The organism is Variovorax terrae (genome assembly GCF_022809125.1).
In the GTDB taxonomy this organism is placed as follows: Bacteria; Pseudomonadota; Gammaproteobacteria; order Burkholderiales; family Burkholderiaceae_C; genus Variovorax_A; species Variovorax_A terrae.
The window spans coordinates 3,085,604-3,107,244 of sequence record NZ_JALGBI010000001.1; the positions used below are offsets into that span (position 1 = coordinate 3,085,604).

Below are 21,641 nucleotides of genomic sequence, written 5' to 3' on the forward strand. Positions count from 1 at the left end.
CTTCAACATGACCAAATCAGGACTCAAGCTCGGCTTCATCGGCCTGGGCATCATGGGCGCACCGATGGCGGCACATCTGCTCAAGGCGGGCCACGTGCTGTTCGTCCACACCCACGGCAAGGTGCCGCAGGCGCTGGCCGACGGCGGCGCCACGCTCTGCACCACCGCGCAGGGCGTGGCCGAGCGCGCCGACGTGGTCTTCATCATGGTGCCCGACACGCCCGACGTTCAGGCCGTGCTGTTCGACGAACAGGGCGTGGCCGCCGGCCTCAAGGGCAGCCAGGGCAAGACGGTGGTGGACATGAGCTCGATCGACCCGATCGCCACCAAGGACTTCGCCGCGCGCATCAACAAGCTCGGCGCCGACTACCTCGACGCGCCCGTGTCCGGCGGCGAGGTCGGCGCCAAGGCCGCCAGCCTGACCATCATGGTGGGCGGCGAGCCGGCGGTGTTCGAGCGCATCCGGCCGCTGTTCGAGCTGATGGGCAAGAACATCACCCTGGTCGGCGGCAACGGCGACGGCCAGACCTGCAAGGTGGCCAACCAGATCATCGTGGCGCTCAACATCGCGGCGGTGGGCGAGGCCCTGGTGTTCGCCTCCAAGGCCGGTGCCGACCCGGCGCGCATCCGCCAGGCGCTGATGGGCGGCTTCGCGGCCTCGCGCATCCTCGAAGTGCATGGCGAGCGCATGGTCAAGCGCAGCTTTGAGCCTGGCTTTCGCATCGCCCTGCACCAGAAGGACCTGAACCTCGCCTTGCAGGGCGCGCGCGCCCTCGGTGTGGCACTGCCGCAGACGGCCGGCGCGGCCCAGCTGATGCAGTCGTGCGCGGCCCTGGGCCACGCCCAGGCCGATCACTCGGCCCTGGTGCGTGCGCTGGAGGCGATGGCGCAGCATCCCGTCATGCCGGACGCCCCGCGCGCCTGACCGCCGCCTGCGCCGCCCAGGCGCAGGAACGCCTTACAAGCTCGGCGCCAGTTCGTGCTGGAAGTTGAAGCTGTCGGCGTACACATGGGCCAGGCTGGCGTTCTGCGACGCGAACCGGCGCTTGGCATCGACGATCATGCGGGGCGAGCCGCACAGGTAGATGGCGTGCTCCGACAGATCGGGAAAGTCCTGCGCGATCGCCTCGGTCACGTAGCCGCGCCGGCCGGTCCAGCGCTCGTCGGCGCGGGACAGCACGGGCACGTACTGGAAGTCGTAGAGGCGCCCGGCCCATTCCTGGATCTGTTCGTGCAGGTAGAGGTCTTCGGCATGGCGCGCGCCCCAGTAGAGCGTGACCGGCGGGCAGTCCGGGTCATCCATCAGCGATTCCAGGATGCTCTTGATCGGCGCAAGGCCGGTGCCGGTGGCCACCATGAGCAGGGGCCGGTAGTCCTCCGCGTGGTAGGCGAAGCCCCCGAGCGGCACCTCCACCTCCAGCGGGTCGCCGCTGCGCATCTGCGCCAGCATGCCTTCGGTGAAACGGCCGCCGGGGATGCGGCGCACATGGAAGTCCACCTCCTGCTGCGCCGCCGGCGCCGACGCCATCGAGAAGCTGCGCGGGCTGCCATCGGGCAGCAGGATATTCATGTACTGTCCGGGCCGGTAGACCAGCGCCTGCGCCGCCTCGATCGCCAGCCCCAGGTGCACCACGTCCGGGCCCAGCGCGCGCACGCTGCGCACCGCCGCGCGATACCGCGACGGCGGCGAGCACAGCGGCAAGGCGCGCGCGGCGCTGATCGTCAGGTCGCTGCAGGCCCGGGCCTGGCAGGCCAGGGCAAAGCCCTCGTCCGCCTCTTCCGCCGTCAGGCCCATGGGAAAGTCTTCATAGGCCACGCGGCCCTGCAGCAGCCGGATGCGGCAGGTGCCGCAGCCGCCCGCGCGGCAGTCGTGCGCCAGCGCGACACCGGCCCGCTCGGCCGCTTCCAGCAGCGGCTCCTGCGCCTGCGCGAAAAATGACTCGCCGGTGTCGGCGACCTGCACGCGGTGGTTCATGGCGCAACCCCTATTTCTTGATGTCGGCCTCGGCCAGCACCGTGTGCCCCAGCGGCGCGAGCAGCGCGGCCAGCGCGGCCAGCGCGGCCAGGCCGCACTTCGTGTCCTGCTCGCCATTGCCGCCGGACAGGCCGATGCCGCCAATGACCGCGCCGTCCACCACGATCGGGAAGCCGCCCACGAAGGCCGCGAACCGGCCCTCGAAGCTCAGTTGGATGCCGAAGGCCTCGTTGCCGGGCAGCGCGGGGCCGTTGGGCGGTGTGGTGAACAAGTGCGTCGAGCGCTTGTGGCCGGCCGCCGTGAAGGCCTTGTTCCAGGCGATCTGCGGGCCGGTGATGCGCGCGCCATCCATGCGGTCCATCGCGATCGGGTAGCCGCCGTCGTCGGCGATGCAGATGGTTTCCAGCACGCCGATCTCGCGCGCCTTGTCCAGGGCGGCGGCGATCATGTGGCGGGCTTCGGCGAGTTCGAGCTTGAGGGCGGTTTTCATGGTCTGGGCATCAGGGAATGAAGGACAGGGGGATCAGCAGCCGCGGTACACGGTCTTGATCTGCGTGTAGAACTCCAGGCCTGCACGCCCGGATTCGCGGAAGGTGGAGGTGCTCGAACGCTTGAGCCCGCCGAACGGCGCGTTGATGAGGTTGCCGGTGGTGGTGCGGTTGATCTTGACCGTGCCGGCCTGGATGTCGTTGGCGAAGTCGTGCATGTAGCGCGGGTTGCGCGTCGCGATGGCGGCCGACAGGCCGTACTCGGTGTCGTTGGCCTGGGCCAGCGCGTCGGCGTAGTCCCGCACCTCGATCAGCGCGATCACGGGGCCGAAGATTTCCTCGCGCGCAATGCGCATCTGCTGCGTCACGTCGGCGAACACGGCCGGGCTCACGTAGTAGCCGTGCTCGTAGTCCGGGCCCTGCAAGCGCTCGCCGCCGCACAGCAGGGTGGCCTCGCGCCGGCCGATCTCGATGTAGCCGAGCACGGTGTCGAGCTGCCCGGCGGTGGCCAGCGGCCCCAGGTCCATGCCCGTCGTCATGCCGCTGCCGATCTTGAGGCCGCGCACCTTCTCGACCAGCCGGCGCGTGAACTCCGCCTTCACGGCCGGCACCACCAGCACGCGGCTGGTGCCGGTGCAGGCCTGGCCGCTGAGCGAGAAGCCGCCCTTGACCACCAGATCGACGGCGCGGTCGAGGTCGGCGTCCTCCATCACGATCAGCGGGTTCTTGCCGCCCAGCTCCATCTGGGTGCGCGTGGTCATGGCCACCGCGCGGTGGATCTGCTCGCCCGCGGTGGTGGAGCCGGTGAACGACACCGCACGGATCTGCGGCGACTCGGTGATGACGGGTCCGACCTCGGCGGCGCGGCCCGTGATGAAGTTCAGCACGCCCTTGGGCAAGCCCGCCTGCACCAGGGCCTCGGTGAGCCGCAGGCCGCTCAGCGGCGCGTCGGACGAGGGCTTGAACACCACGGTGTTGCCGGCGATCAGGGCCGGTGCGATCTTGCGCGAGGGGATCGACACCGGGAAGTTCCAGGGCGAGATCACCGTCACCACGCCCAGCGGCTCGCGCTGACTGTAGACCAGCAGATCGGGGTCGTCATTGGGATAGGTTTCGCCCGAGAAGGTCTGGCCCTCGGTCGCGTAGAAGCGCAGCGTCTGGGCCGAGCGCAGGAACTCGTCGCGGCTCAAGCTCAGGGGCTTGCCCTCCTCGCGCGTCAGTTCGGCGGCGAAGCGGTCCGCATGCGCCTCCAGGTAAGCGGCGGCGGCCTCCAGGATGCGGGCGCGCCGGCCGATCGGTGTCCGCTTCCAGCCGTCGAAGGCGGCGGCGGCCGCGGCCACGGCAGCGTGCGCGTCGTCGGCGGAAGAAGCCTGGAAGCGGCCCACGATGTCGCGGGTGTCGGCGGGGTTGACGTTGTCGAAGGTCCGCCCCGTGCGGCTGCGGCTCCACTCGCCCTGGATGTGGTTGCAGAATTCCTCGGCGGGCAGGACGTTCATGGGCTGGCTGGCTTGGGTCATCGCCATCGCGCGCTCAGGCGGCGGCCAGCAGTTCGAGCGGCTGGCGCATGTCCAGCCGCTCGATCGGCACCTCGCCCGCCACATAGTCGTGGTAGAGCGCCGTGGTGTAGAGCAGGCGCATCTGCGCGCCCACTTCGCAGATCTTCAGGCAGCGCCGCTGCAGCTCGGGCGTGTTGGCGTGCTCCAGCACGATCTGGTAGCCGCGCTCGCCGTGAATCTCGTCCGACACGATGTGCAGGTCGAAGAACTCCACCTCCTCGTCGCTGAACTTGTAGTTGTCGCGCAGCGTGGGGGTCTGCTTGCGGTAGATCGACGGCACCTGCGACTCCAGCCCCACCACGAGGCCGGCCACCGCCACGATCGGGTCTTCGCGCATGGCCACGGCATAGCACCAGCTTTGCAGCCCGCGCGTGGTGGGCGACATGTTGTCGGGGTCGATGACGCGCTCGCGCGTGGTGCCGCAGGCCTCAGCGAAGCGGATCAGCAGGTCGGTATGGCGGTCGCCGCCGATCTCTTCCTCGTACATGTTGGCCAGCAGGAAGTCCTTGGCCTCGGTGTACTGGTCGGGCATGCGCGCATAGATGCTGGCCAGGTAGTCGGCGAACGGCCCCACGTAGTGGTAGTGGTTCTCGGCCCAGCGCGCCAGGTGCGCGCGGCTGAGCAGGCCGCTGGACCAGGCCACGCTGAAGGGGGCCTTGTTGGCGCTTTTGCCCTTGATGGCATTTTCCAGCGCGGTGCGGAAATCGTCGCGGTTCATCAATGCAGACATGAGGACTCCTCTGGGGGTTGGAAACAAGCGAGTGTTCGGCTCTCATGCCGAACATCCATTTCAAAAAAGAATACTGTATACCAAAAATCAGAAAAAACAAGCAATCAAGGCAACTCCTATTGCAATTTGGCTTGATTGCGTGTTTGAATTATATATAGTATACCAAGTAGCGGTCCTGTTACCGTATACCTGCGGCCGATCCGAAGGGCCATGATCCCAATGCCAGGAGAACTCCCCATGAGTGTTTATCGAAAGCTGACCGCCATTGCCGCCCTCTCGCTTCTCGCGGGCGCGGCCATGGCGCAGACCTACCCCTCCAAGCCCGTGCGCGTTGTCGTCCCCACGGTTCCGGGCCCCCTCGACGTGTTTGCGCGCGCCGTGATGGAAAAAGTCGCCGACCGGCTCAAGCAGCCCTTCATCATCGACAACAAGCCGGGAGCCGGCGGCAACGTGGGCGCCGAGATGGTGGCCCGGGCACAGCCCGATGGCTACACCTTGCTGTTCGCGATCGACACCACCTTCACGGTCAATCCCGCGCTCTACAAGAAGAAGATGCCCTTCGATCCGGAGAAGGATTTCGCGACCATCTCGGTGCCCGTGACCTACGACCAGCTGATGGCCGTCAACCCCGGGGTGAAAGCCAACACGGTCGCCGAACTCGTCGCCCTCGCCAAGCAGCGCAAGCTGAGCTACGCGACCGGCGGCAACGGCTCGCCCAGCCACCTGACCATGGCGTCGTTCCTCTCGACCGCCGGCATCGACATGACCCATATCCCCTACAAGGGCACCGGGCAGTCCGTGATCGACGTGGTGGGCGGCCAGGTGGACTCCATCTTTGCCGTCAGCACCGGCGTGCTGCCGCAGGTCAAGGGCGGCAAGCTGCGCGCGCTCGCGGTGTCGGGCACCCAGCGCTCGGCCATGGCTCCCGAGGTGCCGACTGTCAGCGAAAGCGGCTTCCCGGGCTTCAGCGCCACGTTCGCCTATGCCGTGATGGCCCCCGCGGGCACGCCCAACGAGATCGTGCAGCTGCTCAACCAGGAAATCATCCGCGCCCTCGCCACGCCCGATCTGCAGGAGAAGAACCGGATGTCCGACTACACGGCGATGGCCATGACGCCCCAGCAGTCCGCCGCCTGGCTGCGCGAGATGCGCAAGAAGTGGAGCGACGTGATCACACACACCCACATCACGCTCGATTGAACCCCGTCGCTGCCGCATGCCATCTTCCATCGTCGAGACTCCCTGGGGCCGCCTCCAGGGCAGCAGCAGCCAGGGCGTCACGCGCTTTCTCGGTATTCCCTATGCGGCGGCGCCCACCGGAGCGCTGCGCCTGCGCTCGCCGCGCCCCCCGGTTCCGTGGCCCGGCCTGCGCGAGGCCCTGCGGCCGGGGCCGGCCAGCCTGCAGACGCTGAAGGGCCATCAGACCTGGCTCAACGACGCCTGCCCGGATCAGAGCGAGGACTGCCTGTTCCTGAACGTCTGGACCCCGGACCTCCACGCCAGGCTGCCGGTGCTGGTCTGGGTGCACGGCGGCCAGACACGCAACGGCCATGGTGCCGGCGCGGCCTTCGACGGGAGCACGCTCGCGCGCGAGCAGCGTCTGGTGGTCGTCACCCTGAACTACCGGCTCGGCGCGCTGGGCGGCCTCGCCCATCCCGCGCTGCAGGATGAGGCAAGCGGCCACTGCGCCAACTGGGGCCTGCAGGACAAACTCGCGGCGCTCGACTGGGTGCAGCGCAGCATCGCTGCCTTCGGCGGCGACCCGGGCCAGGTGACATTGGCAGGCCAGTCCTCGGGCGCCGCCAACGCGGCCCTGATCGCGGGCCATGGCCTGGCTGCGGGCAGCTACCACCGGCTGGTGCTGCAAAGCCCGCCACTGTTCCGCCCGCCGCTGTTCGTGGAGCTCGACGCCGCGGCGCAGTACACCGAGTTCCTCGCGCGGCAACTGGACCGTACCGTGCCGCAGCTGCGCGAGATGGACGGCCGCGCGCTGCAGCAGGCGGAGCAGGCGCTCGCGGCGTCGCCGGAGCTGGCCGCCATCATGGGCCGCCCCCGCACCGCCCCGGTGTGCGACGGCCGCCTGCTGCGGGCCTGGTCTTACGACACGCCGCCCGCCCCCTGCCCGACCCTGTTGGGCTGGACCCGTGACGAGGCGGATTTCTGGTTCGACCTGCGCGATGGCGAAGGCCGCGAGATCGCGCCGCTGCAGCCACCGCGCACCGTCGAGGCCTTCGCCGAGCGCGCCGCCGCGCTGGCGCGCCTGCACCATGCGTTCGATACCGGCCCCGATATCGCCGCACTCACCGCTGCCTACGAGGCTGCCCGCGACCCGGCCCGCGCGTGGTCGGCGCTGTACACCGATCTCGTGTTCCGAGCCCCCATCGTGCATTTCGCCGCGCGCCAGGCGCGCGCGGGACACGGCACCTATGCCTACGAGTTTGCCCAGCCGGTGGCGGCTCCGGGCCGCGGCTCGCCGCACGCCAGCGACGTACCCTTCGTCTTCGGCACCACGGGCCATGCGCATTTCGCAGGCAAGCTGGAGGCCTCGGACGACGTCCGGACCCTCTCGCAGGCCATGCGCGCCGCCTGGGGATCGTTCGCGCGGGACGGTGTTCCGTCCACCCCGTCGCCGTGGCCGGCGTTTGACACCCGGCAACCCCGCGCCATGCAGTTCGCGGCCCCCGCGCCGCGGGCCATGCCGCTACACCGGCCTGATCGCCTGGCCCTCTGGGCAGGCTACGCGAGCTGAGCATGGTGCTGTCGACCGACACGCTCTGGTGCGCGCTGGCCGTGATGACAGGCGCCTGCCTGCAGGGTGCCGGCGGCATCGGCTTCGCGCTGTTTGCGGCGCCGCTGGTGGCGCTGGTGTCTCCCGACCTGGTGCCGGGGCCGATGATCTTCCTGGGCGGCTGTGTCTCGCTGCTGGCCGCGCTGCGCGAGCGCCAGGCCATCGACTACCGCGCCGCCGCGGCGGCCCTGGCCGGACGGGTGCCGGGCTCCCTGCTGGCCGGCCTGGCCATGGGCCTGCTGCCGCGCTCGGCCTTTGCGCTGCTCTTCGCGGGGCTGATCCTGGGGGCCGTGGCCCTGAGCCTCTCGGGCTGGCGCATCCGTGCCAGTCCGCTGGTCATGGGTGGCGCGGGCTTCGCCTCGGGATTCATGGGCACGATCACCTCGGTGGGCACGCCCCCCATGGGGCTGGTGATGCAGAACATGGCGCCTGCCCGCCTGCGCGCCACCATCGGGCTCTTTCTCGTGGCAGGCTCGGCGGTTTCGCTCGCGGTGCTGTCAGGCATAGGCCGCTTCGGCTGGCCCGAAGTGCAGCGCAGCCTGTTGCTGCTGCCCGCGCTGGCCCTGGGTTTCTGGCTGTCCAATCCGCTGCGCGAACGCATCGATGCCACGGCATTGCGCCGCCTGGTGCTGGGCGTGTGCGCCCTGTCGGCCCTGGTGCTGCTGTGGCAGCACCGCTGAACAGATCTCAGGGCCTGTTCACCCTAGTCTCCGCAGGCCATGCCGTCCTTGCGCGGATCGGTGCCGCCGGCCAGGCGCCCGTCCTCTTCGCGCAGCACCACCTGGGCGCCGCCAAAATCGCTGCGCCCCGCCAGTTCTCCCGCTCCCGCCGCCGGTTCGGCGTAGCCGGCCGCCCGCAAGGCCTTCGTGAAGTCGTCTGGCATGCCGGCCTCGACGGCCAGGCGGTTGTCCGGCTCCAGCCGCCAGCGCGGCGCATCGATGGCCTGCTGCAGCGGCTGCTGCCAGGCCGCCAGGCGCAGCAGCAGTTGCAGATGGCCTTGCGGCTGCATCAGCCCGCCCACGACTCCGAATGCGGCATGGAAACGCCCATCGCGCAGCGCGGCACCGGGCACGACCGTATGGAAAGGGCGCTTCCCGCCTGCGGGGCCGTTGATATGGTCCAGCCCTGCGAAACCGAAACCCCGGTTCTGCAGCACGAAGCCACAGCCCGGCACCGCAATCCCCGAACCGAAGCGCTTGAAGATGCTGCTCATCAAGGTGACGGCCAGCCCATCGCCATCGACCACGACCGTGCAGACCGTGTTGCCCGAGGGATCGGCCACGGTTCTCCTGGCGTTGGCCATGGCCTCGGCCATCGCATCGACCAACTGAGCCATCGCCCGGGGCCTGTTCGTGTCCAGATCCAGGGACTCGATGGCGCGCAGGGCATCCAGCACCGCCACGCCATGCGTGTTGGGCGGACACTCCAGCACCTGCAAGCCACGGAACGACGCCGACAGCGGTTCGTCGAAATTGCCACTGTGTGCCGCCAGATCCTCCGTGCTCAGCAGCCCCCCTCGCTCCTGGGAGGCCCGGGCCACCGCGTTCGCCACCGCCCCATGGTAGAACGCCTGCCAGCCGCCCTCGGCGATGGCGCGCAGCACGGCCGCCAGTTCAGGGTTGGAAAAACGTTCACCGGCGCGTGGCGTGCGGCCTGCACGGTACAGCGCGGCGCAGTGCAGATCGGCCCGCAGCACGGGCTCGAACAAAGCCCACTCACGCGCGGCCACCGGCGCGACGGGAAAGCCCTGCTGCGCAGCCTCGATGGCGGCAGTGAACAGCCGCGGCCAGTCCAGCCGGCCATGGCGCTGATGGAGGTCATGCCAGCCGCGCACCACGCCCGGCGTGGTCACGGAATAGGCATGGCGCTCGGGGATGCGGGCCCCGGGCAGGCGAGCAACCTGCTCCGGCGACAGCGCGGCGGGCGCCCGGCCCGTGCCGTTGTAGCAATGCGCTGGCCCTTGCGCCGGCACCAGCATGGCAAGCAGGTCCCCACCGATGCTGGTCGCCATCGGCTCGACCACGCCCAACACGGCATCCGCCCCGATGGCGGCATCGACGGCGGAGCCGCCTTCGCGCAACAGGTTCAACGCCGCCGCCGCGGCCAGCGGATGGCCGGTCGCCACCATGCAGCGGTGGGCGCGAACAGCTTCGCGAAGAGAAGGGGATGGGGTCATGGTCATAGGAGCAGCCTCTTCGGCGGCCGTCAGTTGTTTACCTCAGTAAATTTAGTATACTATATTCAATAATCTCGATAAAACATGAGAAAGACGCCCGCGACCCGACATCCTGCTCCTGCAAGGGCGAGAGTCGCCATGGCCTCGGGCAGCAGTGGTGCCGCCTCAGCAGCGTTGACGGGTAGCCCCCTCCTTCTCTTGCGAACCGTACGGCCGCGGGTGACTACAATAGGTATACATTCAACCGAAATACCGGCCGCAACTCATCGATATGCCTGCCTCCAGTCTGCCCGTTGCGACGACATCCCCGGTGAAGCTCGGGGAGCAGCATCGGCCGCTCTCCGCCATCATCAGCGACACCCTGCGCGAGCGCATCCTGAGCGGCGAGTTTCCGACCGGCCACCGCCTGGTCGAAGGCCATCTGTCGGAGGAAATGGGAGTCTCCCGCATCCCCATTCGCGAAGCCCTGCGCCTCCTGGCGGCCGAGGGCCTGCTCACCATCGAGCCGCGGCGCGGCGCTTCGGTGGCGCTGCTGTCGGACCAGATGGCGCATGACATGGTCGAAGTGCGGGCCACGCTCGAAGGGCTGAACGCCAAGCTGGCAGCCCAGCGACGCGACGACAAGACGGTCGCCCGGCTGCAGGACGTCCTGGACCAGGGCAAAACGGCTGTCAACGATGGGCACACCGAACGCTTCGTCGAGCTGAATGCACAGTTTCACGAACTGCTGGCCACCATCGCCAACAATGGTGTCCTCACCGAACTGATGCGTTCGCTGCGCGAACGCACCGGCCTGCTGTTCGCCCCCAGCAACATGCAGCGCGCGCGGCAGAACTGGGAGGAGCACGCCCAGATCCTGCAGGCCGTGATTGCCGGCAACGGGGAACTGGCCTCGCTGCTGGCCATGCAGCACGTGCACAACGCCGCCCAGGCCTACGCTGCAAGCCGCCCGCCGGCCCCCTGAGTCTTTTTCCGCCACGGGGCCCCCGCCTCGCTGTTTCCTGCGGCACCCCGGCGCGCCCGGATGCCGGGGAAATCGCGCGCCTGCTAACTTCAACCACGAAAGGATGCGTGCGCCATGCTGCACATGAATGATGAGATGGTGGAACGCCATGTCACGCCGGCCGATGCGCTGGCCGTGATGCGCGATGCCTACCTGAGCTTCGGCCAGGGCCACGCCGCCATGCAGGAGCGTATCCGCACCGAGTCGGGCGGCGTCAAGCTCTCGACACTGGGAGCCGTCCTGCCCGACCAGCAGGTCGCCGGCGCGAAGGTCTACACCACCATCCAGGGCCGGTTCTCGTTCGTCATCCTGATCTTTTCCACGGTGGACGGCCGGCCCCTGGCCTCGTTCGATGCCGGCGCCATCACCCGGCTGCGCACCGCCGCCTGCTCGACCCTGGCCGCGCAGCACCTGGCCCGCAGCGATGCGCGCGTGCTCGCCCTGTATGGCGCAGGCACGCAGGGCAGCGCCCATGCCCGGCAGTTCGCGGAGCATTTCGCGCTGCAGCACATCCTGCTGTGCGATCCCTATGCGCCCGATGACGCGGCGGAGCGGCTGTCCCGAAGCTGCGGCGTTCCGGTCAGCCTGGCCGCGCCGGAAGAAGCCGTGGCGCAAGCCGATCTTGTCATCACGGCCTCGCGCTCGCCGGAGCCCCTGTTTTCAGGCCAGCGGCTGCGGCCGGGCGCATTCGTGGCGGCCATTGGCTCCAGCCTGCCACACACCCGCGAACTCGATGATTCGGCGCTGGAGCGCTGCGCGGCGCTGGTGGTCGAGTGGCGAACGCAATCCATGCGCGAGGCCGGCGACATCGTGATGGCCGCCCCAGGCATCCTGCCCGACCGCAAAATCGTGGAACTGGCCCAGGTGGTCACAGGCGAGGCGCAGCCGCGCCGAAACAACAATGACATCCTGATCTACAAATCGGTCGGCGTGGGCCTCGAAGATGTGGCCCTGGCCGGCTTTGCCTACAGCCGCATCATGGATGGCAAACACGCCTAGAAGCACTTCGTAGAGGGTTGGCTGTTATTTTTGGTATACAATATTCCAAATTCACAGTACCTCCTCATATCCTTGATATGCCCAAAGTCGTATTCCACAAGAGCGGACACACCTACGAAGACGAGGTCAAGGAAAACACCAACCTGGTGGTGCGGGCCGGTGTCCGCCAGTTCCCTTATCCCAACCTCGTCTATGGCTGCGGCATGGGCAAATGCGCCAAGTGCGCCTGCCGCATCGACCGCGGCGCCGAGCATCTGCCCGCGCCCAACTGGAAGGAAAAGAAGCAATTGGGCGAGCGCCTCGAGCGCGGCTATCGCCTCGTCTGCCAGCTGTGGATCCACCACGATCTGGAATTGACGCAGGAAGAAGCCGCCACCGACGGCGGCGCCGGCGCCTTGCCGGCCTGCGCCTGAGGAGCGAATGCCATGTCCACGTATGTGATCCTCACCAGCCGGCCCGGCCAGTTCAGGACCGAGGCCGTTGACGGCCTGCAGCCGCTGGAGACCTACGAATACCGGTTCTGCGGCCGGGCCCGGGCCCGGTTCGTGATTGCCGAACTGCTCACCGCCGTGAAGGTGCGCATCGTCGATGAAACATTTCCTCCGGTGGTCAACCATGTGCCGTCCAAGTTTCTGGAGAAATTCAGCACCCTTGACCACGCCCGCGGCCAGCTCATGCATCTGGCGGCCTGCGGCGGCGGCGATGCCGAACTGGTCAGACAGTGACCCTCCCCACCCTTGCCGAACCCCGACCGATGATTGAAGTAATTTTCATTACCAACCAGGCCAAAGCCGTCAAGGCGCCGGAGAACAGCAATCTGCTGCGCGTGTCGCTGCGTGAACAGGGCGGCATCCCCTTCAAGTGCGGAGGGGGCCTGTGCGGCACCTGTCGCTGCAAGATCGAGCAGGGGCTCGAGAACACGGATGGCATCAAGGACAAGGAACGAAAGCATCTGTCCGAAGCCGACATCCGGGACGGCTACCGCATGGCCTGCCAGACGTTCATCCACGGCAACGTCAGTGTGTCCTGGGAGCCGCGCAAGCCGGCCCCCGTCTCCCCCAGCCTCAGGCCAGCCACCCTCTCCTGACTCCCCACGGCTCGCAGCGCCCGCGATGGGGGCGCTTGGGCCCAGCCCTGGTTGAATGCACCTGATCGGGGTATTTCCGGGGTTAACACGCACCTTGATATGCGCGAATGAAGCCAGAATGAAGCATGCAAATGGTGCATCAGAACAAGCAACAGGCACCGATTTTGCTTTCCGCTGATTCTCAAAGTTCAGGAGCCTTCATGCAAAAACGCGTTTTCCTCCAAATCACGGCCGCCCTTGCCGCAGCGGGCGCCTTCGCCAGCGCCCAGGCCCAGACCACGCCCATCAAATTCCAGCTCGACTGGCGCTTCGAAGGCCCCGCCGCCCTGTTCCTGCTGCCCGCCGCCAAGGGCTACTTCAAGGACGCCAAGCTCGATGTGACCGTCGATGCAGGCAACGGCTCCGGCGGCGCAGTGCAGCGCGTGGCATCGGGGGCCTACCAGATCGGTTTTGCCGACCTCGCCGCGCTGATGGAGTTCCACGCCAACAATCCCGATGCGCCGAACAAGCCGGTGGCCGTGATGATGGTCTACAACAATACGCCGGCGTCGGTGATGGCGCTCAAGAAATCCGGCATCAAGAGCCCGGCCGACCTGAACGGCAAGAAGCTCGGCGCCCCGGTGTTCGATGCCGGACGCCGCGCCTTCCCGATCTTCGCCAAGGCCAACAACGTGAGCAGCGTGCAATGGACCTCCATGGACCCGCCGCTGCGCGAAACCATGCTGATGCGCGGCGACGTGGACGCCATCACCGGCTTCACGTTCACCTCCCTGCTCAATCTCGAGGCGCGCGGCGCCAAGGCCGACGAGGTGGTGATCCTGCCTTACGCCGACTACGGCGTGAAGCTCTACGGCAACGTCATCATTGCCTCGCCCCAGATCATCAAGGACAACCCGGGCGCGGTGAAGGCCTTCCTGCAGGCCTTCGCCAAGGGCGCCAAGGAAGTCATGGCCAAGCCCGAAGCCGCGATCGAGTACGTGAAGCAGCGTGACGGCATCATCAACGTGGCGCTCGAAACGCGCCGCCTGAAGCTGGCCATCGACACCGTGATCAACAGCCCCGACGCGCGAGCCGAAGGCTTCGGCCAGGCCAATCCCGGGCGCATGTCGCTGATGGCCTCCCAGGTGTCGGACGCATTCGCCACCAAGACGCGCGTGAATCCCGAGGCGGTCTGGAACGGCTCGTTCCTGCCGTCCCAGGCCGAGCTGAACGTGCTGCCCGCGAAGAAGTGATGCCTTGAACCGCGAAAGGGCAGCCGCCCTTTCGCGCGGCGCTCCGTGCGCGCTGACTCTCCTGCCCCGCCGGAGCCGATAGGCTTCGGTCTCAGTCATACCACCATGCCCACTGCCCCTCCCGAATCCGACTACTTTGTCGACTTCCGCGACGTCTGGCTCGCCTACAATGACGAGCTGCTCGCCCAGAACCACTTCGCGGTGGAAGCCATCGACCTCAAGGTGCGCGAGGGCGAGTTCATCGCCATCGTCGGCCCTTCGGGTTGCGGCAAGTCCACCTTCATGAAGCTCACCACCGGGCTGAAGATGCCGTCGATGGGCAAGATCCTGATCGACGGCCAACCGGTCGCCGGCCCGCTCAAGATCTCGGGCATGGCCTTCCAGGCGCCCTCGCTGCTGCCCTGGCGCACCACCGTGGACAACGTGCTGCTGCCGCTGGAGATCGTCGAGCCCTACCGCTCCAGCTTCAAGCACAAGCGCAAGCGCAAGGAATACGAGGAGCGCGCCCGCCGCCTGCTGCAGAAGGTGGGCCTGGGCGGCTACGAGGACAAATTCCCATGGCAGCTCTCGGGCGGCATGCAGCAGCGCGCCTCGATCTGCCGCGCGCTGATCCACGAGCCCAAGATGCTGTTGCTCGACGAGCCCTTCGGCGCGCTCGACGCCTTCACGCGCGAGGAGCTGTGGTGCATCCTGCGCGACCTCTGGACCGAACAGAAATTCAACGTCATCCTGGTCACCCACGACCTGCGCGAATCGGTGTTCCTGGCCGACACCGTGTATGTGATGAGCAAGAGCCCCGGGCGCTTCGTGGTCAAGCGCGAGATCAACCTGCCGCGCCCGCGCGACCTGGAGGTCACCTACACCAAGGAATTCACCGACATCGTGCTCGAGCTGCGCGGCCACATTGGCGCCATCCGTAAGCAGGGCGCCGAGGTCCATCAGTAGAAGCGAGCACACAAGCCATGAAGAACAGAAAACAGATCGAGCGCTGGTCCCCCTGGATCCTGCTGGTCGCCGTCATCATGCTGTGGCAGTTCATCTGCGCGGCCTTCAACGTGTCCGAGTTCATCTTCCCGAGCCCGTGGCGCATCTGGACCCAGTTCATGGAGTTCAAGCTCATCATCGCCGGCCACGCCTGGCGCACCTTCTGGGTCACCATGGCGGGCTTCGGCATCGCCATCGTGGTCGGGGTGCTGCTGGGCTTCGTGATCGGCAGTTCGCGCCTGGCCTATGCCGCCATGTACCCCCTGATGACCGCCTTCAATGCGCTGCCCAAGGCCGCCTTCGTGCCGATCCTGGTGGTGTGGTTCGGCATCGGCGTCGGGCCCGCCATCCTCACCGCCTTCCTGATCTCGTTCTTCCCCATCATGGTGAACATCGCCACCGGGCTCGCCACGCTGGAGCCCGAGCTGGAAGATGTGCTGCGCGTGCTCGGCGCCAAGCGCTGGGACGTGCTGATCAAGGTCGGCCTGCCGCGCTCCATGCCCTACTTCTACGGCTCGCTCAAGGTCGCCATCACGCTGGCCTTCGTCGGCACCACCGTCTCCGAGATGACGGCCGCCAATGAGGGCATCGGCTACCTGCTGATCTCCGCCGGCTCTGCCATGCAGATGGGCCTGGCCTTTGCGGGCCTGGTGGTGGTCGGCGCCATGGCGATGGTGATGTACGAGCTGTTCAGCTACGTGGAAAAACACACCACGGCCTGGGCCCACCGCGGCTCGCAGGGCGAATGAGCCCGGAACAGGTGCAGCGCCACCTGCGGCGCGCCAACGAGGTGGCGCGCCACGCGCTGTCGCTGGGGAGGCATCCGTTTGGCGCGGTCCTGGTCGCGCCCGATGGCGAGACCGTGCTGGCCGAGCAGGGCAATGTGGACACGGTCAACCATGCCGAGGCCGTGCTGGCTCGCAGCGCGGCGCAGAATTTCTCCGCCGACTATCTCTGGGGCTGCACGCTCGTGACCACGGTGGAGCCCTGCGCCATGTGCGCCGGCACCCAATACTGGGCCCACATCGGCCGCCTGGTCTTCGGCATGACCGAGCAGCGCCTGCTGGCGCTCACCGGAAGCCACCAGGAGAATCCGACCCTGGATTTGCCCTGCCGCACGGTGTTCGCGAGCGGCCAGAAGGCGGTCGAGGTCATCGGCCCCGTGGAGGCGGTGGCAGAAGAGATCGCGGCGCTGCACCGCGGCTTCTGGACCTAGCGGCGCGAGGCCGCCGCATCACTGCAAGCTGATGCCGGTGTCGCGAAACACCTTGCGCCACACATCGACCTGGGATGCGATCACCTGGGCGGCATGCGCCGGCGTGTCGATCACCAGATCCACCCCCTGCTGCTCGAAGCGGGCCTTGACCTCCGGGTCGCGCATGACGCGGTTCAAGTCGGCATTGAGCCGATCGACCACCGGCCTGGGCGTGCCGCGCGGCGCCATGATGCCGAAGATGGACACCACGTCGTTGCCCAGGCGGATGCCGGACTCGCGAAAGGTCGGCACATCCGGCAGCGCCGCGATGCGCTGGGCATTGGACACGGCCAGCACCTTGATGCGGCCAGTCTTGAGGTTGTTCAGCGCGGTGGACACGTTGACGAACATGACGTTGATCTGCCCGCCGATCAGGTCCGTCACGCCTGGTGCCGAGCCCTTGTAGGGCACGGGCAGCAGGTCGATCCTTGCCTCGCGCTTGAGCATTTCGCCGGCAATGTGCTCCAGCGATCCGTTGCCCGTGGTCGCGAACGAGTACGCGCCGGGTTTCGCTTTCGCGAGCTGGATGAATTCCTGCAGCGTGTTCGCCGGCAGCGACTGGTTGGCGATCATCACGTTGGGCAGGTTGGCCGAGATCGCCACCGGCTCGAAATCCTTCACGAGGTCGTAGCCGTTGGTGCCGGCCATCAGCGTCGCATTCATCGCGTAGGACGTGATCGGCGCCATCAGCAGCGTGTTGCCGTCGGCCGGCGCCTTGGCCACGTACTGGGCGCCGATATTGCCCGAGAAGCCTGGACGGTTGTCGATGATCACCGGCTTGCCGCGCAGCGCCGAGAGCTTCTGGCCCAGCACGCGGGCCATCGCGTCCAGCGCGCCGCCCGCCGGGTAGCCGACCACGAGATTGATGTCGCGCTCGGCGCCCTGGGCCTGCGCCAGCAGGGGCAGCCCCGCCAGCACGGTCAGCGCGCAGGCCAGCGTATGGCGCCGCAGGTTTGAAAACATGGTATTTCTCCGGTTCAAGGTTGGGAATCGAGAGCCAGCGCCCGGCGGAGGTCATCCGCCGTCAGTGCTGGCATCTGCATCAGCGTCTCATGCAGGTTGCGCGCGCGGGCTTCACCGAGCAGCGGCTGCGCGCAGCGAACGAACTTGCCGGCATGCTCGGCGGCCGACAGGGGCAGGCTCGGGTGGCCACGCGGCTTGGCCTGGCGCGCACGGAATTCGGGCCGCGTCCGGTGGGTCACGATGACCTCGGCGAAATCGCCATTGTCCGCAGGGAAGTCGTCGCCGACCTCCACCAGGATGCGGTCGGCCCACGGCCGCAGCAGCGGGTCATGGACACTTGCGTCGCTGAAATCGCCCAGTGCCTGGCGGCCGTAGGCGAGCGCAACCCCCACGCAGTACTCCACATGGAACTTGGCTTCCATGCCGCCCGCGGGCCAGCGCTTGCCGCGCGCCGCCTCCAGGCGGCGGCTGATCCGGCAACGCACCTGCGCCACGTCGTGGCGTTCAATGTGCCCGCCGGCCACGGCATCGAGCACGAGGTCGATCAGGGCGTGCATCAGCGAACAGGTCGGGTACAGCTTGTAGACGATGCCGGGCTGCAGCAGTTCGTAGGGCTGCCCCAGCGACTCGACGGCACGCTCGGGGCGCGAGTGGACGGCGCCGCAGAACAGATCAAGAAAGCCCTCGCCGCCTTCCAGCGCCACGGGACTGGCGGTCATGCCGCCGGCCGCCAGCCGCGCCGCCAGCACACCGTTGTGCGCGGCCAGACCGGCGTGCAGGGGCTTGGTCATGGTGCCGAAGTTCACGCGCAGCCCACCGGCCATCGACGCGGCCATGCCCAGGGCATGCGCCGTGCGATGCGCATCCAGTCCGAGCAGGTGCGCCGCGGCCGCGGCTGCGCCCACGCTGCCCAGCGTGCAGGTGGTGTGCCAGCCGATCTGGGCATGCCGGTCGTTCACCGCGCGCCCGAGCTTGGCGGCGACTTCGACGCCCACCGCATAGGCCGACAGGCGCTGCGCGCCGCCGGCCCCGATCTCGTCCGCCACCGCAAAGACCGCCGGCACCACCGGCACCGAGGGATGGCCGCGCATCGACTCATGGGTGTCGTCGATCGCATGGGCGTGCGCCACGCAGCCGTTGATCAGGGCAGCGTTGCGCGCGGTGGTCGTGGCCCCATGCCCCCAGAGCACGCAGGGCCCGGTCTCGCCGGCAGCCTGTGCGCTGACGATGCCGGCCACCGGCTCGCTGCGCCCGGCCATGGCGGCACCGATGCAATCCGCGATGGCCCGCGTGGCTTCCTGGCCCACCGCCGCAGGCATGGTTTCGCCGCGGTGGCCGGCCACGAACTCGGCGAGCACGCGGGTCAGTGCAACGCCGGTCATTCGAGGACCTGCCCGCGCCCGGCGGCAAACCAGGCGTCGATCTGCCGGTCCATGTCGTCCACGAAGTCCAGAATGCCGTGGTCGTCGCGCGGCGCACCCGGTGCCGGTTCACTGGCCTGCAGCGCCGCCACCACCGCGCCAAGCGCATCGCGCGGCACCACCGCCACGCCTTCACCGCTGGCGGCGACCACGTCGCCGGGATGCACGATCACGCCGCCGCAACACACCGGCACGTTGATTTCGCCGGGGCCGAGCTTCGGACCCGAGTGCGGCGAAACGGCCAGGCCATACAACGGGAACCCGGCTGCCTGCGCCTCCAGCACGTCGCGGTAGGCGCCGTTGACCACGATGCCGGCCAGCCCATGGTGGTCGCGTGCCATCTGCAGCAGCTGGAAGCCGCCCAGGCACCACTGCGTGAAGCCCTGGCCGTCCACCACCAGCACGTCGCCCGGCTCGACCATGCGCAGGGCCCGCATCAGGGCGAGGTTGTCACCCGGCGGGCATTTCACCGTGGTGGCGATGCCGACCACCGGCACTGCCGGCGAACACAGCGGCCGGATCGAAGCGTCGCAGGTGTACATGCGGCCCACCAGGTCGCTGATGCGGGTCACGTCCACGCCCCGCAGTGCGCCGACCTGGGCGGGCTCCGGCCGTGGAAACTGGCGCCGGATGCGAAACGGCACCACGGGCGCTTTCCAGCGCCGTCCCAGGGACAGGGGTGAATTCATAGGTTCCATCGGTTGCTGAATCTCTTTCACGCCCTCGATGGCGCTCATGGATTCTGCCGACGGGCCCCACGGCGTCAAAACGATATGTTCTGATCAGTTGATCATTATTTTTAATCAAGTGGGCCGACGCACGACCTCCGTCAGCCAATCGCGGAAGGCCTGCACGGCCGGCGCGTCGCGTTTGGCCTCGGGACAGACGAGGTGGTAGCCGCGCGAACTCGGCAGGCCTTGTGGGGCCAGCAGCACAAAGTCGCCGCGCGCGATCTCCTCTTCCACCAGGAAGCGCGGCAGCAGGGCCGCCCCCAGACTGGCCCGGACGCCTTCGCAGATCATGTTGAAACTGTCGAAGCGCAGGCCGCGGAACAGGTGTTCGCCGTCCAGCTCGAACTGGCTGAACCAGTCGGCCCAGGCCGACGGCCGCGTGAACTGCTGGAGCAGCGCGGCACGGGCCAGATCCTGCGGCGTGCGGATGCGGTGCCGCTGGCGAAAGGTGCGGCTGCACACCGGAATCATGTCCTCTTCCATGATCGGGCTCACGAATGCATGCGCCCAGGTGGGCTCGCCATAGTGGATGGCGGCATCAAAGGGTTCCTTGTCGAAATCGAACGGTGCGTTGCGCGACACGAAGTTGACGTTCACGTCCGGATGCCGCGCCAGGAAATCATGCAGGCGCGGCACCAGCCACTTGGCGGCGAAGGTTGGCACCACGGCGAGGTTGAGCACCTCCTTGTCGCCCGCGGCCATGGCACGGTGCGTGGTCTGGGCCAGGTCGCCCAGGATGCGTTCGACCTCGCCGAGGTAGCGCACCCCGGCGCCCGTCAGCAGCACCCGCTGGCGTACTCGCTCGAACAGCGCCACGCCCAGTTGCGCCTCGAGCTGGCGCACCTGGTGGCTGACGGCGCCTTGCGTCAGGTGCAGTTCGGCCGCCGCGCGGCTGAAGTTCAGGTGCCGCGCGGCGCTCTCGAAGGCCAGCAGCGCGGCAGTGGATGGCAGGCGTGTTTTCTTCATCGGGGTTCCGGGCACGGCCTCGCGGGGCCGGCAGCGCGAAGTATGCGCCGCAACCGCCCCGCGTCAGCGATGCACCTCGGCCTCGCCGTGGCGCGCCAGCAGTTGCATCAGGTGCTTGCGGATCAGCATGCCAGGCCGGTCCGAATCCATCGAGTACTCGATGCCGCGCCGGCGCATGTCGATGACGGCATCGGGATCGGTGGACTCCAGGATGTCCTTGTCCTCGCGCGTGATCTCCTCGTCGAAGTCGATCAGCATCTGCGCCGGGCAGTCCGCTTCGGTGTCGTTGCGAAACAGCCATTGGCACAGCTGGATGCTGCCGTCGTTGATCGGCGTGAAGCAGTTGATGATCACGTGACGGATGCCGCTGGGGTACTCGATGTCGAGCCGGCGCGAGAACGGCAGGAAATAGGCATTGCGCATGTGGCGCTGGGTGATGGGATCGCTCACGCCGCTGATGCGCTGGAACTTCACCGGGTTGCTCGCGTCGACCACCGTTTCGGCGTAGAAGCCCGCTTCGTTCTCCACCAGCTCATACCGGCTGGGCTTGGGCGCGGCGGCCACACCGAAGGTGGCACGGTGCACGAAGCTGAAGTGCGAATTGTCGAACGAGTTCTCCAGCGCCCGCATCGGGCTGGTCTGCCAGCGCTCGTAGAACTGGAAGATGGTGCGCCAGGCCGGATCGGCGAACTCCGGGATGTCGGGGATGGCGGCCACCGGATCCTCCAGCGCCACCCAAGCATAGCCGTAGCGCGCGGTGCAGTGGTAGGCCGTGGTCTTGTAGTCGGGCGGGACCGGGCGATCCGCCTCGTACTGCGGGATGATGATCACGCGGCCGCTGCGGTCGTAGGTCCAGCCGTGGTAGCCGCAGCGCAGCGCACCGGTGCCGCAGGCCTGGCCTGCGCCGTCCACGCACCAGCCCTTAGACAGCCGGGCCGTTCGGTGGCAGCAGCGGTCGCGCAGCGCGGCCGGCTCGCCGGTCTCGTCGATGAACAGCACGATGTTCTCGCCCAGCAGGGTGAACGGCTTGGGGCCGAACTGCAGCTCGCTCAAAGGCATGACGGCATGCCAGAACTTGCGGAAGATGGGTTGTTGGGACACCAACATGAAGCGCTCCTTGAAACGGGAAAAGTCCAAGAGCAATTTCCGATCGACCGCCCAGACGGGCCGCCGGTGAACGCTTCTACTCTCGCGAACCATGTTAGCAATAAACGCACCCAGAACGCGCTGGCACACGAAATGCTTGAGCCCGTGCAGAGAGTAGAAGCGTTCAGCGGCCGGTTCACC

At 67.8% G+C, this 21,641-nt stretch carries 23 protein-coding genes; 13 read left to right on the forward strand and 10 right to left on the reverse strand.

Annotation, left to right across the window (positions count from 1 at the left end):
* Positions 1–7 precede the first annotated feature (7 nt).
* Entirely contained in the window at positions 8–925 is a 918-nt protein-coding gene (glxR, locus tag MMF98_RS14540; protein ID WP_243307071.1) for a 2-hydroxy-3-oxopropionate reductase, read from the forward strand.
* 33 nt (positions 926–958) lie between these two features.
* On the opposite strand, the gene MMF98_RS14545 is transcribed toward glxR, so the two are convergent.
* The 4 genes from MMF98_RS14545 to MMF98_RS14560 are packed head-to-tail and all read right to left on the reverse strand — an operon-like array spanning position 959 to position 4,749.
* Positions 959–1,975 carry a 2Fe-2S iron-sulfur cluster-binding protein gene (locus tag MMF98_RS14545; protein WP_243307072.1) on the reverse strand — a complete coding sequence of 339 codons (1,017 nt, stop codon included), beginning with the start codon at positions 1,973–1,975 and terminating at the stop codon, positions 959–961.
* Between the two features lie 10 nt (positions 1,976–1,985).
* Positions 1,986–2,465, reverse strand: a complete 480-nt coding sequence (locus MMF98_RS14550; protein WP_243307073.1) for a GlcG/HbpS family heme-binding protein — start codon at positions 2,463–2,465, stop codon at positions 1,986–1,988.
* Positions 2,466–2,498: 33 nt separating this feature from the next.
* Positions 2,499–3,980, reverse strand: a complete 1,482-nt coding sequence (locus MMF98_RS14555; protein WP_423837625.1) for an aldehyde dehydrogenase family protein — start codon at positions 3,978–3,980, stop codon at positions 2,499–2,501.
* 13 nt (positions 3,981–3,993) lie between these two features.
* Complete coding sequence (locus MMF98_RS14560; RefSeq protein ID WP_243307074.1) at positions 3,994–4,749, reverse strand: iron-containing redox enzyme family protein; 756 nt, start codon at positions 4,747–4,749, stop codon at positions 3,994–3,996.
* 237 nt (positions 4,750–4,986) lie between these two features.
* Here MMF98_RS14560 and MMF98_RS14565 point away from each other — a divergent pair, with 237 nt between their 5' ends.
* The 3 genes from MMF98_RS14565 to MMF98_RS14575 are packed head-to-tail and all read left to right on the forward strand — an operon-like array spanning position 4,987 to position 8,217.
* Entirely contained in the window at positions 4,987–5,949 is a 963-nt protein-coding gene (locus tag MMF98_RS14565; protein WP_243307076.1) for a tripartite tricarboxylate transporter substrate binding protein, read from the forward strand.
* Positions 5,950–5,965: 16 nt separating this feature from the next.
* Complete coding sequence (locus tag MMF98_RS14570; RefSeq protein ID WP_243307078.1) at positions 5,966–7,498, forward strand: carboxylesterase/lipase family protein; 1,533 nt, start codon at positions 5,966–5,968, stop codon at positions 7,496–7,498.
* 2 nt (positions 7,499–7,500) lie between these two features.
* Entirely contained in the window at positions 7,501–8,217 is a 717-nt protein-coding gene (locus MMF98_RS14575) for a sulfite exporter TauE/SafE family protein (RefSeq protein WP_243307080.1), read from the forward strand.
* A gap of 23 nt (positions 8,218–8,240) precedes the next feature.
* Here MMF98_RS14575 and MMF98_RS14580 read toward each other — a convergent pair whose 3' ends face one another.
* Positions 8,241–9,719, reverse strand: a complete 1,479-nt coding sequence (locus tag MMF98_RS14580; RefSeq protein ID WP_243307082.1) for a gamma-glutamyltransferase family protein — start codon at positions 9,717–9,719, stop codon at positions 8,241–8,243.
* A 265-nt stretch (positions 9,720–9,984) separates the two neighbouring features.
* Between MMF98_RS14580 and MMF98_RS14585 the strand changes: the two genes are divergently transcribed.
* From MMF98_RS14585 to MMF98_RS14625, 9 genes are all read left to right on the forward strand, one after another.
* On the forward strand, positions 9,985–10,677 hold the full coding sequence (locus MMF98_RS14585) for a GntR family transcriptional regulator (protein ID WP_243307083.1): 693 nt from the start codon (positions 9,985–9,987) through the stop codon (positions 10,675–10,677).
* Positions 10,678–10,791: 114 nt separating this feature from the next.
* Positions 10,792–11,715 (forward strand): ornithine cyclodeaminase family protein, encoded by a 924-nt coding sequence (locus MMF98_RS14590; RefSeq protein ID WP_243307084.1) that lies wholly within the window; start codon positions 10,792–10,794, stop codon positions 11,713–11,715.
* Between the two features lie 77 nt (positions 11,716–11,792).
* Positions 11,793–12,128 carry a 2Fe-2S iron-sulfur cluster-binding protein gene (locus MMF98_RS14595; protein ID WP_243307085.1) on the forward strand — a complete coding sequence of 112 codons (336 nt, stop codon included), beginning with the start codon at positions 11,793–11,795 and terminating at the stop codon, positions 12,126–12,128.
* A gap of 12 nt (positions 12,129–12,140) precedes the next feature.
* Positions 12,141–12,440: a ferredoxin gene (locus MMF98_RS14600; protein WP_243307086.1), complete on the forward strand. Its 300-nt coding sequence runs from the start codon at positions 12,141–12,143 to the stop codon at positions 12,438–12,440.
* A 29-nt stretch (positions 12,441–12,469) separates the two neighbouring features.
* On the forward strand, positions 12,470–12,802 hold the full coding sequence (locus tag MMF98_RS14605; RefSeq protein WP_243307087.1) for a 2Fe-2S iron-sulfur cluster-binding protein: 333 nt from the start codon (positions 12,470–12,472) through the stop codon (positions 12,800–12,802).
* A 200-nt stretch (positions 12,803–13,002) separates the two neighbouring features.
* Entirely contained in the window at positions 13,003–14,034 is a 1,032-nt protein-coding gene (locus MMF98_RS14610; protein ID WP_243307088.1) for an ABC transporter substrate-binding protein, read from the forward strand.
* A gap of 105 nt (positions 14,035–14,139) precedes the next feature.
* Positions 14,140–14,979, forward strand: coding sequence for an ABC transporter ATP-binding protein (locus MMF98_RS14615; protein ID WP_243307089.1), 840 nt, complete (start codon positions 14,140–14,142; stop codon positions 14,977–14,979).
* Between the two features lie 17 nt (positions 14,980–14,996).
* Complete coding sequence (locus MMF98_RS14620) at positions 14,997–15,767, forward strand: ABC transporter permease (RefSeq protein ID WP_243307091.1); 771 nt, start codon at positions 14,997–14,999, stop codon at positions 15,765–15,767.
* The gene (locus MMF98_RS14625) at positions 15,764–16,234 is read left to right on the forward strand and encodes a nucleoside deaminase (RefSeq protein ID WP_243307093.1); all 471 of its coding nucleotides are present in this window, start codon (positions 15,764–15,766) and stop codon (positions 16,232–16,234) included. Before MMF98_RS14620 ends, MMF98_RS14625 begins: the two co-directional genes overlap by 4 nt.
* Positions 16,235–16,252: 18 nt before the next feature.
* Here the strand turns inward: MMF98_RS14625 and MMF98_RS14630 are convergent, their stop codons facing one another.
* The 5 genes from MMF98_RS14630 to MMF98_RS14650 all read right to left on the reverse strand — a co-directional run bounded on the left by MMF98_RS14630 (position 16,253) and on the right by MMF98_RS14650 (position 21,461).
* Positions 16,253–17,236, reverse strand: coding sequence for a Bug family tripartite tricarboxylate transporter substrate binding protein (locus MMF98_RS14630; RefSeq protein WP_243307095.1), 984 nt, complete (start codon positions 17,234–17,236; stop codon positions 16,253–16,255).
* Positions 17,237–17,250: 14 nt separating this feature from the next.
* Entirely contained in the window at positions 17,251–18,618 is a 1,368-nt protein-coding gene (locus MMF98_RS14635; protein WP_243307097.1) for an MmgE/PrpD family protein, read from the reverse strand.
* The gene (locus MMF98_RS14640; RefSeq protein WP_243307099.1) at positions 18,615–19,346 is read right to left on the reverse strand and encodes an RraA family protein; all 732 of its coding nucleotides are present in this window, start codon (positions 19,344–19,346) and stop codon (positions 18,615–18,617) included. The genes MMF98_RS14635 and MMF98_RS14640 overlap by 4 nt, the downstream gene beginning before the upstream one ends.
* Positions 19,347–19,460: 114 nt before the next feature.
* On the reverse strand, positions 19,461–20,354 hold the full coding sequence (gene gcvA, locus MMF98_RS14645) for a transcriptional regulator GcvA (RefSeq protein ID WP_243307100.1): 894 nt from the start codon (positions 20,352–20,354) through the stop codon (positions 19,461–19,463).
* A gap of 63 nt (positions 20,355–20,417) precedes the next feature.
* Positions 20,418–21,461, reverse strand: coding sequence for an aromatic ring-hydroxylating dioxygenase subunit alpha (locus MMF98_RS14650; protein WP_243307102.1), 1,044 nt, complete (start codon positions 21,459–21,461; stop codon positions 20,418–20,420).
* Positions 21,462–21,641: the final 180 nt, after the last annotated feature.